This is a genomic window from Klebsiella sp. C349492 (genome assembly GCF_042055345.1).
GTDB classification, from domain to species: domain Bacteria; phylum Pseudomonadota; class Gammaproteobacteria; order Enterobacterales; family Enterobacteriaceae; genus Klebsiella; species Klebsiella scottii.
This window is the reverse complement of sequence record NZ_JANQCE010000008.1, coordinates 347,587-358,103: the sequence shown is the minus strand read 5'-3', so window position 1 is coordinate 358,103 and position 10,517 is coordinate 347,587. Positions and strand designations below refer to the sequence as shown.

Annotated in this window: 10 protein-coding genes; 3 read left to right on the top strand and 7 right to left on the bottom strand. The window is 58.6% G+C overall.

The genetic code is table 11. The annotated features are described in order from the left end of the window. Together NWP14_RS25300 and NWP14_RS25295 are read left to right on the top strand one after the other, a co-directional pair. On the top strand, positions 1 to 309 hold a 309-nt coding region (locus NWP14_RS25300; protein WP_375216163.1), incomplete at its 5' end, for a hypothetical protein. Positions 310 to 644: 335 nt separating this feature from the next. Continuing rightward, positions 645 to 962 carry a hypothetical protein gene (locus tag NWP14_RS25295; protein WP_095104091.1) on the top strand — a complete coding sequence of 106 codons (318 nt, stop codon included), beginning with the start codon at positions 645 to 647 and terminating at the stop codon, positions 960 to 962. Between the two features lie 54 nt (positions 963 to 1,016). Here NWP14_RS25295 and NWP14_RS25290 read toward each other — a convergent pair whose 3' ends face one another. The 3 genes from NWP14_RS25290 to NWP14_RS25280 are packed head-to-tail and all read right to left on the bottom strand — an operon-like array spanning position 1,017 to position 5,949. After that, on the bottom strand, positions 1,017 to 2,141 hold the full coding sequence (locus NWP14_RS25290) for an ABC transporter permease (RefSeq protein ID WP_095104089.1): 1,125 nt from the start codon (positions 2,139 to 2,141) through the stop codon (positions 1,017 to 1,019). After that, on the bottom strand, positions 2,141 to 4,885 hold the full coding sequence (gene rbbA / locus NWP14_RS25285) for a ribosome-associated ATPase/putative transporter RbbA (RefSeq protein ID WP_375216162.1): 2,745 nt from the start codon (positions 4,883 to 4,885) through the stop codon (positions 2,141 to 2,143). Before rbbA ends, NWP14_RS25290 begins: the two co-directional genes overlap by 1 nt. After that, complete coding sequence (locus tag NWP14_RS25280) at positions 4,882 to 5,949, bottom strand: HlyD family secretion protein (protein ID WP_095104085.1); 1,068 nt, start codon at positions 5,947 to 5,949, stop codon at positions 4,882 to 4,884. The genes rbbA and NWP14_RS25280 overlap by 4 nt, the downstream gene beginning before the upstream one ends. 416 nt (positions 5,950 to 6,365) lie before the next feature. Between NWP14_RS25280 and NWP14_RS25275 the strand changes: the two genes are divergently transcribed. Next, positions 6,366 to 7,766 carry a GGDEF domain-containing protein gene (locus tag NWP14_RS25275; protein ID WP_095104083.1) on the top strand — a complete coding sequence of 467 codons (1,401 nt, stop codon included), beginning with the start codon at positions 6,366 to 6,368 and terminating at the stop codon, positions 7,764 to 7,766. Positions 7,767 to 7,819: 53 nt separating this feature from the next. Here NWP14_RS25275 and trpS read toward each other — a convergent pair whose 3' ends face one another. The 4 genes from trpS to NWP14_RS25255 form a co-directional block, all read right to left on the bottom strand. Beyond that, positions 7,820 to 8,827 carry a tryptophan--tRNA ligase gene (gene trpS / locus NWP14_RS25270; RefSeq protein ID WP_095104081.1) on the bottom strand — a complete coding sequence of 336 codons (1,008 nt, stop codon included), beginning with the start codon at positions 8,825 to 8,827 and terminating at the stop codon, positions 7,820 to 7,822. A 220-nt stretch (positions 8,828 to 9,047) separates the two neighbouring features. Then, entirely contained in the window at positions 9,048 to 9,377 is a 330-nt protein-coding gene (locus tag NWP14_RS25265; protein ID WP_041143869.1) for a multidrug efflux SMR transporter, read from the bottom strand. A gap of 16 nt (positions 9,378 to 9,393) precedes the next feature. Further along, positions 9,394 to 9,804 (bottom strand): multidrug efflux SMR transporter, encoded by a 411-nt coding sequence (locus NWP14_RS25260; RefSeq protein ID WP_095104079.1) that lies wholly within the window; start codon positions 9,802 to 9,804, stop codon positions 9,394 to 9,396. A 14-nt stretch (positions 9,805 to 9,818) separates the two neighbouring features. Beyond that, entirely contained in the window at positions 9,819 to 10,508 is a 690-nt protein-coding gene (locus tag NWP14_RS25255) for a hypothetical protein (protein ID WP_375216161.1), read from the bottom strand. Between the last annotated feature and the right edge of the window lie 9 nt (positions 10,509 to 10,517).

The window sequence follows — 10,517 nt, the reverse complement described above, 5'->3', positions numbered from 1 at the left end:
ATGCCGAACTCAGAAGTGAAACGCCGTAGCGCCGATGGTAGTGTGGGGTCTCCCCATGTGAGAGTAGGGAACTGCCAGGCATCAAATAAAACGAAAGGCTCAGTCGAAAGACTGGGCCTTTTGTTTTGTCTGTTGTTTGTCGGTAAGCGCACTCCTGAAACTGCCAGGCATCAAACAGACGAAGAAACCTCATGCGCAGGCATGGGTTTTTTTTGTTGTCTGCGGTTCAGGAAAAGCAGCGGGACGCCGCCCGGCACGGGCGCTGCGCGCCGCGATCGTCTGATAAGAAAAAAACCTGCCAGCCCCTGATGTTATATTTAAAATAAAAATCAGCTAAGTTCTAAATATAAAATTACGGTCTTTAATTAATTATCTGAATATCTTTAACTCATCGTTGAATTACATTTAATTAATACTATCAATTATTTACAAAATATCATCCCACCGTTTAAGCAGTGAAATCGTAATAACTGGACTTTCCGAATAAAATGATTTACTGTCATTAACAGTTTGTTAACTTGATCGGATTCGGGTTAACTGAATTGTGATATAAAATATCAAGCGTACTGCCGGTATTAATGCCTGTTTCGGTAACGTCCGGGGCTAAATAACCTCTGTTACCGGATGGCAATATGAGAATATAAATGAAAATCCTGCTTAGCTGGCCCCCTTTGCGTCGGCTCACCCGCTACATACAAGAACGTCTCACCTTTTTGGTTCTGCTCTGCTGGCCGGCGATTATCTGGCTGGCGTGTCGGGTCTGCGTCTGGCTGGCTGATAGCGCGTATACGCTGATAGGGAAGCCGTTAAGCGAGTCGTTTACCGTCTATCTGCAGCCGCTGATGACCTTTGGCACGCTGGTCCGTATCTCCGTGAGCTGGGTCGTGCTGCTGTTCATTCTGTTTAGCATGGCGATGGGCTTTACCTGGCTGCTGCGTCGCGTGATAAACCGCAAAAACTGATCCCGTCCTTATTGCCGTTGGCCGCCGCCGAGGTGACGGCCAGAGCGATCTCACTCACGCCATCGCGCCGATCGTCTTACGAAAACGCAGCAGGGCGATGGTAAAGAACGCTGCGCCAATGGCCATCAGGGTTAAAAACTGCGGCCAGACGATGGCAAAGCCGGCACCGCGATACAGAATCGCCTGCGCGAGGCTGACGAAGTGGGTGGTCGGCATGGTTAACATAATATCCTGTACCGCCTGCGGCATACTTTCCCGCGGGGTTGAACCGCCTGAAAGCATCTGCAGCGGCAGCAGCACCAGGATCATCAGCAGCCCCAGCTGCGGCATCGAACGCGCCACCGTCCCCATAAAGATACCGATTGAGGTGGTTGCGAACAGGCTCAGGGCCACGCCCAGCATAAACAGCGGGATCGAGCCTTCAATCGGCACCTGCAGCACCCCCTGCACCATGAGCAGCAGCGAAAGCCCGGAAACGACCAGCACCACCAGCCCCATCGACCAGATTTTTGCCAGCATAATTTCAAACGGCGTCACCGGCATAACCAGCAGATGTTCGACCGTGCCGTGCTCCCGCTCGCGGATCAGCGCCGAACCGGTCAGCACGATCGCCAGCATGGTGATGTTATTGATGATGGCCATGACCGCCCCAAAGCGCTCCTGCTCAAGATTGGGATTAAAGCGCATCCGCACCGCCAGCTCTACCGGCAGGGTAGCGTTATCCCGGTAGCGGGCAACGAAGCTGTTCACCTCCCCGCTAATAATATTCTGGATATAGCCGTTGCCGGTAAACGCCTGGCTCATACGCGTGGCGTCGACGTTAACCTGAATTTCCGGCTGCCGCCCGGCGAGCACATCGCGCTGAAAGTTGGGGGGAATATTAATGGCGAAGGTATAGTTCCCGGCATCCAGCCCGGCATCCATCTCATCTTCGTTAATCAGCTCCGGCGGTAAAAACCACGGCCGATAAAAGCCGTTGATAATACGCGAAGAGAGCTGCGATTTATCCATATCGGCAATCGCGATAGGCGCCAAATGCAGCGACCCCGGCATCACGGTCGCTGAGGAATAAACCGATACGGTAAAGGCGAACAGGATTAAGGTCAGCATCGCCTTATCGCCGAGCAGGCTGCGCAGCTCTTTGACGCCGAGATTATAAATATTGCGTAATCCGCGCATCATCCCTCCTGTTTTTTCAGCAGCCACACGCTGAGGCCGAGCACCAGCGGGACGGCAATCAGCAGCGGTATAAAGGACGCCCACAGGTCCGTCAGGCTCAGGGCTTTTGAGAATGTGCCGCGGGCGATGGTGAGAAAATGGCTGGTCGGGTAGATCTGACCAATCCAGCGGCCGGGCCCCTCCAGCGAAGCGACCGGGTCAATCATGCCGGAAAACTGCGTGGCCGGTATCAGCGTAATAATGGCGGTGCCGAAGATGGCCGCAATCTGGCTTTTCATAAAGGTGGAGATCAGCAGCCCCAGCCCGGTGGCGATGGTGACATAGAGCAGCGCCGCCGCGGTCAGGGTCAAAAAGCTGCCCTTATGCGCTACGCCAAACACCGCTACCGACAGCGCGCACAGCAGGAAGAAGTTAAACATTCCCAGCACGATATACGGCAGCTGCTTGCCCAGCAGAAACTCGCTGCGGGTAGTCGGCGTGACGTACAGGTTGATGATTGAGCCAAGCTCTTTTTCACGTACCACGCTCAGCGCGCTGAGCATCGCCGGGATCATCATCAGCAGCAGCGGGATCACCGCCGGAACGATGGCCGGCAGGCTTTTCACGTCCGGGTTATAGCGATAGCGCGTCTCGATGGATATCAGCGACGTATCGTGGACGGGAGACGCCTGCCGTCCGGCCATCTCCTGTAGCCAGGCCAGATGCATGGCCTGTACGTAGCCGCGCACCGTCTCGGCCCGATTAGGCATAGCGCCGTCCACCCAGACGCCAATTTTCACCGGCGTGCCGCGGGCAATATCGCGGCCAAAATCAGGCGGAATTTCAATGGCCACGGCCAGCTCGCCGCTGCGCATCCGCCTGTCCAGTTCGTCATAGCTCTGCAGCGGCGGCTGCTCGATAAAGTAGCGCGAGCCGGCAATATTCTGCGACCAGCCCTGGCTGCTGATGGTCTGGTCGCGATCGAGTACCGCGAAGCGCAGATCTTCCACGTCCATGCTGATGCCATATCCCATGATGAACATCAGAATAACGGTACCCAGCAGGGCCAGGGTCGATCGTACCGGATCGCGCCGCAGCTCCAGCGCTTCGCGCCGGCTGTAGCTAAAGAGCCGGCGCAGGCTGAACGCCTGCTGCTGCGCCGCCGCCGTCCCGGGCGAAGCGCTAACCGGCGGAGCGGGCGCTATTTCAGCGGCGGACTGCCGGGCATCCTGCAGCCAGCCGATAAACGCCTCTTCAAGCGTTGCCGCGCCGCGCTGGGCCACCAGCGCCTGCGGGGTATCGCTGGCCAGCACCTTCCCGGCGTGCATCAGCGAAATACGATCGCAGCGCTCGGCTTCGTTCATAAAGTGGGTCGAGATAAAAATGGTCACCCGATCCTGACGGGCGAGATCGACCATCAGCTGCCAGAACATATCTCTGGCGACCGGATCGACGCCGGAAGTCGGCTCATCGAGGATCAGCATTTCCGGGCGATGGATCACCGCCACGGCGAGAGAGAGCCGCTGGCGAATGCCTAACGGCAGAGAGGCGGGCAGGGTATCTTCGACCTCCGTTAACATAAATCGTTGGCTCATTTCCGCGACCCGACCGGGGATCTCGGCATCCGGGATGTGGAATAAGCGGGCGTGCAGCTCAAGGTTCTGCCTGACGGTCAGCTCGCTGTAGAGGGAGAAAGCCTGCGACATATAGCCGACGCGGCGGCGGGTTTCGATATCCTTTGGATCGACCGGCTGACCGAATAGCCAGGCCTCGCCTTCGCTGGCGGGCAGCAGGCCGGTAAGCATTTTCATGGTGGTTGATTTACCGCAGCCGTTTGAGCCGAGGAAACCAAAAATCTCGCCGCGGGCGATGCGGAAGTTCACGCTATCCACTGCCACGAAGTTGCCAAAGCGCATGGTCAGGCCACGGGCTTCAATCGCAATTTCATTGTCCAGCGCGTTGCGCGGCGCGATGATCACCTCTTTGTGCGCCTCGCGCTGGGCTTCCGGCAGCAGGGCGATAAACGCCTGCTCCAGCGTCTGGCTGTGGGTTTGCGCTTTTAGCTCTTCGGCGCTGCCGGTAGCCAGCACCTCCCCGGCGTTCATCGCCACCAGCCAGTCGAAGCGCTCCGCTTCTTCCATATAGGCCGTCGCCACCAGCACGCTCATCTCCGGCTGGCGCTGGCGAATGCTGTCAATCAGCTCCCAGAACTGGGCGCGAGACAGCGGGTCAACGCCGGTGGTGGGTTCATCAAGGATCAGCAGCTGCGGATCGTGGATCAGGGCGCAGCACAGGCCGAGCTTCTGCTTCATCCCGCCGGATAGCTTCCCGGCAGGACGGTCGCGGAAAGGGGCCAGTCCGGTGCTGTGCAGGAGCTCATCGATGCGGTTCTCGCGCTCGGCCCTGTCGTGACCAAACAGCCGGGCAAAGAAATCGACGTTTTCATACACCGACAGGGTGTGATAGAGGTTTTTACCCAGCCCCTGCGGCATCCAGGCGATTTTGGGGCAGACATCCCGGCGATGGCGGGCGTCGCGCATATCGCCGCCGAGAACCATCACGTTGCCCTGCTCAATGACCCGCGCCCCGGAAATCAGCGACAGCAGGCTTGATTTGCCGACGCCGTCTGGGCCAATCAGGCCCACCATCCGGCGAGCGGGAATGCTCAGCGTAATATCCCGCAGCGCGACGGTGGCGCCAAAGCGCTGACCGACGCGTTCCAGCAGGGCGACCGGTGGGTAAGTATCCTGCTGAGAGCCTCTCATTGCGGCAACCTCACCGCGAGCGTATCGGGCCAGGCCTGCTGGCTATCCAGGCGGACATACGCCATGCCGGGCAGGCCGGTTTTGACATACTCAAGGTGCTGCTCCAGCAGCTCCGGCGGAATTCGCGCCTTCACGCGGAACATCAGCTTCAGGCGCTCATCGCTGGTTTCTACCGTTTTCGGCGTAAACTGTGCGACGCTGGCGACAAAGCTAATATGGGCGGGAACGACCAGGTTTGGCGCCGCGTCCAGCACGATGCGCGCTTCGCCGCCCAGCGCCAGCAGGCCCGCCTGCTCGGTTGGCAGGAAGAAGGTCATGTAGACATCGGAGAGGTCGACCATATTCAGCACCCGCCCGCCGGCGGCCAGGACTTCGCCCGGCTCGGCGACGCGATACTGAATTCGGCCGTCGCGCGGCGCTTTGAGCGCGCTATCGTCAATATCGGCGAGGATGCGTCGTTCCGTCGCCTGCGCGGCATCAACGCGGGTTTGCGCCTGAATAATGCTGGTCCGGGCGGCTTCAATTGCAGCCCTCGCCGCAGAAACCTGGGCTCTGGCGGATTCGAGCGCTGCCCGGGCGCTTTCCGCTGCCGCCTGGTCATCGTCGAGCTGCTGGGCTGAAACCGCGCCGCGCTGCGACAGCGCGCTGGAGCGCACGTGCCGTTTAGCGGTGGAGTTGAGCTCCGCCTGCCGCTGCTTTACCACCGCTTCGGTGGCGCGCATTTCGCTTTGCCGCTGATCCAGCAGCGCTTTGGCGGCGGCGACCGCGCTTTCAGCCTCTTTGATCTGGGCGGCGGCTTCGAGGCGCTGTTCGTTAAGCACCCGAATATCCATCCGCGCCAGCACCTCGCCCTTGCGAACGAACTGCCCCTCTTTGACCAGAATGGCGTCGATGCGTCCGGCGGTTTTGGTGGCGATATCCACCTCGGTGGCTTCTATCCTGCCGTTGCTGCTGGCAAATCCCTCCGCAAGTCCCGGCGGACGCAGCGCCCACCATATCAGGGCGGCGATGACCGCCAGCAGGCCGACAAGGCACCAGGCCCAGTGCTGTTTGATTTTGTCCATACGCTACTCGCTCTGTTCCATATTGCTGAGTGATGCGCGTTTCTTTCCTCCGCCATACGGAGCGTTATCTCTTTGCAAGATTGAGGAGTGGAGGGGCAAGGCCGACCGGCGCGCGGATCCAGCTGCGCTGCTAACCGGTGAGAAAGATGTGCTACGAATGTGGTCATCATCAGCAATCCAGGCCTTAAATGAAACACGCATAAATATAGCTACTGTCTATTGGATACTAGCATTTGTATTGAGTATGTCCATACGCTAAGTATGGGTTATTGATACCGCGTCGCGAACCGCCCGTCGACGGCCGCACGGAAAGGCGTAAAGTATGATTGATGCATTTTCAATCTGGTTGGTCATAGCTAACTGTTGTATGATTTGCGGCCCTGAAAAGAGACAAACGTCAGCGAGCGCTTTATTCAATGAGTGATGAAAGCAAAAAATATATCGCGATTATTTTTAAGGAATGGCTGCCGCTGCACGACGGCCTGACGCCGGAAGTGAAGGCGGTGCTTAATAATATTGCCACCGAGCAGGCTGAAGCGCTGGCGGCCCGTTTTTATGACTTTATTTTTCAGGACCCGGATATTGCCAGGCACCTCACCTACGATTTGGTTCAGGAACGTCTGAGCCGCTCGCTGGCCGGCTGGGTCAAAGATATTTTGACCTGCGAGAAGGACGGCCTGCAGGCGCTGGCGGAAAGGCAATATCATATTGGCAGCATTCACTCGCGTATCGGCATCCCTGCCGAGGCCGTGCTGCGCGGAGCCAGGCAGCTCAAGGCCGGGGTGATTGAATATATTCGCGACAGTACCATCGACCGCCAAACCGGCGTTGCCGCGATCTACTATGCGATTATGGCGTTTAATATGGCGATCGAGATGATGTGCCATGCCTACACCCTGTCGCACTATCGGGCGACCAAAAACGAAGAAGCCTATCGCCTGTACAGCCTGATGGATAACGTGCCGATGGAGTACGGCAAGCAGCAGGCTGCGCTCTCCGGCTGGGAAAATACCGTTATTTTTAATATCGTTAGCGAAAATAAAAACGATATTAACGCCACGTTATTATCTGAATCCGAATTTGGCCTGTGGTTCCGCCATAAATGCGTGCGCTATTTTAACAAGAACGCGCAGATGGAAGAGATTGGCGGATTAATCACCCAGGTCGATAGCTTAATTAGCGGCTGGAAATCATCCGACAGCCGCGCAGAATATAAAGATACGCAAAACCTGCTGCAGGGTATTCATATTCATTGCCAGCAGATCGGCAGCCAGCTGGGGGTGATTTTTAGCAGCCTGTCGCAAATGCAAAACGGCAAAGACGCGCTCACCAGCCTGCTCAACCGTCGCTACCTGCCGGTGGTCCTCAAGCACGAGGTCGCGCTCGCTATGGAGTATGAGCGGCCGATGACGGTCGCGATCGTCGACGTCGACCATTTTAAAGAGATTAACGATAGCTGGGGCCACCAGGTGGGCGACCGGGCGATTAAGCACGTTGCCGATCTGCTCAGCGACAATATCCGCTCCAGCGACTATATCTTCCGCTACGGCGGCGAAGAGTTTCTGCTGGTGCTGGTGGAAACCGGCGCCGTGGAGGCCCATGCGCTCCTTGAACGCCTGCGCAAAAATATCAGCCAGCTCGCCTTCAACGTTGGCGGCGAGACCGAAATCGCCATTACCGCCAGCATCGGCTACGCCGTCCACACCGGCCACCCTGATTACAACCTGCTGCTGCGCGACGCCGATAGCGCGCTCTATGCCGCCAAGCGCGACGGACGCAACTGCGTGAAGATGCACGAAGGTGGCAGCGGCGGCTAAGCCGTCTGCCGGCCAGGCTCCCGCAGGCGAAGCGCGATGGCGAGTCGCCTCGTTCAGAACAGGATCGGCAATCCCAGTCCCCGTTTTACCTCATGCAGCGTCCGCTGCGTGAGGCTGTTGGCCCGCTCGCTGCCCTGGCGTAGCAGCTCCAGCAGCATGCCTTTATCGGCAATAAATCGCGCCCGGCGCTCGCGTATCGGCGCCAGCAGCGTCTGCAAACACTCCTCCAGCGCGTTTTTACACTGCCGATCGCCCAGTCCGCCACGCTGATAATGCGCCTTCATTTCGCCGATGAGCGGCCTGTCGGGGTGGAAGGCATCGAGATAGGTGAAGACGACGTTACCTTCCACCTGGCCCGGGTCGGCAACGCGCAGGTGGCCTGGGTCGGTATACATGGCGCTGACCGCGCGATGGATCTCCTCTTCGCTGGCCGAAAGCGTCAGCGTATTGCCCAGCGATTTTGACATTTTTGCGCTGCCGTCGACGCCCGGCAGACGGCCGACCTCGCTGAGCAGCGCCTTACAGTGCTGCAGCACCGGCGTCGTCGTCAGGCTATTCATCTTATGTACGATTTCGTTGGTCTGTTCGATCATCGGCAGCTGATCGTCGCCGACCGGCACCAGCGCGGCCTTAAAGGCGGTGATATCGGCGGCCTGGCTGATGGGGTAGGCCAGAAAGCCCACCGGCAGCGAGCGGGCGAATCCTTTCTGCGCAATCTCATGCTTGACGGTGGGATTGCGCTCGACGCGGGCAACGGTGACGATATTCATGTACAGGGCGCTCAGTTCAGCCAGCGCGGGGAGGGCTGACTGCAGGCAGACGGTGGTTTTCTGCGGATCGATGCCGACGGCCAGATAGTCGGCCATCACTTCAAAGATATTGCTGCTTATCTTTTGCGGGTTGCTGCCGTTGTCCGTTAATCCCTGCAGGTCGGCGACCAGAATGAACTGCTGGTGGTCATGCTGCAGCTGGACGCGCTGGCGCAGCGAACCCACGTAATGGCCGAGGTGCAGCTGGCCGGTTGGGCGATCGCCGGTAAGAATGGTTTGGCCTGCGTTCATCAGAAACTCCTTACGATGCGGTTAAGCCGAAAGGCGTCGCTGAGAAATGACAAAGCCGCCTTCCGGCGGCTTTGAAAATGGAAACGTCAATCGTGCCGCCTGTTATGCAGGCAGCCACCAGCGGAGTGAGCGGGTAACGACAACGTTTCTGTTCATCGGTCTATCCTGCCACGAAACGGGCATGGGGTAAACCCACGCTCCGTTTACCCTGGCGGCGTACTTACATCGTCGAGAAGACGTTCATGATGATGCCGCCGGAGATAATCAGCACCATAGCGAAGATGGCCGGCAGATCCGGTTTCTGCTTGTAGAGGATCATTGAGCAAATGGTGACGCCGACGATACCAAAGCCGCACCACAGCGAGTAGGCCACGCCCACCGGGATGGTGCTCATCGCGCGGGTGAGGGCGAAATAGCACAGCCCGTAGGCGCAGACTACCAGCACCGACGGCGCCAGCTTGCTAAAGCCGTTGGTCTTTTTGATCATCGAAGTGCCGGTGATTTCGGAGCCGATTGACAGCGCCAGCCATAAAAATCCGAGATTAAACATATGCTATTCCTTTCAGTCAGTTGGCGATCTTTTTGTCGAGAGGCGTAACCGGCTCGGCGGGCGCCGCGGCGCTCTCCTCGCTGCCCATTTTCGAGAACAGGTTCATGATGACGATGCCGCTGGCGATAATCGCCATGCCGATAATGGCCGCGGTATCCGGATGCTGGCCGTAAAACGCCATGCCCAGCGTGGAAACGACCAGGATGCCGGTGCCGGACCAGGTGGCATACGCCAGGCCGACGGGGATATCTTTCACCGCGCGGGAGAGCGAGTAGTAGCAGGTGCAGTAGAGAACAATCAGCAGCGCGAGCAGCATCATTTTGGTCGAGCCTTCGCTGCTGCCGAACATTTTAAGCGTCGAAGTGGCTGAGGTTTCGGAGAGGATAACCAGCAGCATCCATAGCCAACATTTTGTTTTGGAAGACATAATAAACTCCGGGTCTATTTATTAAGGTAAGGTTCTTTTTTTCTGTTTTTTAAAAAATCGATGGCGGCATCGGTCAGCTCGGCATCGGGGGCGGCGGCCAGCGCCGGATTATTCACCACGTCTGTGACAGTGAGATAACGCCGCGCCGCGCTTGCCGGCGTCGCCGCTGCGCCAGCGCCCGATGTCAGCCGCTCCAGCAGCTCGTTCATATCGCACAGCGTAACGCCGCACTCCGTCAGCCGGGCCAGCGTCGAGCGCATCTGCCCGGCGTAGGCCGAGCGGGTCGCCGCGCCGTACAGCTGATTGAGCTCGCTGCCGGGATCGCAGTGGTAGCGCAGCGCCAGTACCGGCAGACCGCCAAGCAGCGCCTCGTGCAGGCGTCGGGCGAACGGGCTTCGCAGGTTGCCGTTCGTCAGGTCTGCCGCCAGCGGATAGTCGAGAAACGGCACTATCACCGCTCGCCAGGCCATTGCAGGCAACGCTTCCTGCCAGGCTGACGCCGGGACGATTGTGCCGGTTTCCTGCCAGCATGCGGCGTCCGGGGTGCCTTCGTCCAGTACGATATGCAGCGGATGCCCGCAGCCCGCCAGACGGCGGCGGATCGCCTGCCGGTAGCCGTCGGCGGCGGCGACCATTACCAGAACCGGCGGCTGTAGCCGCTGGATAATCCGCGTCACCAGGCGTTCGATCTCTTCGTCGGTCATGGCCGGTCT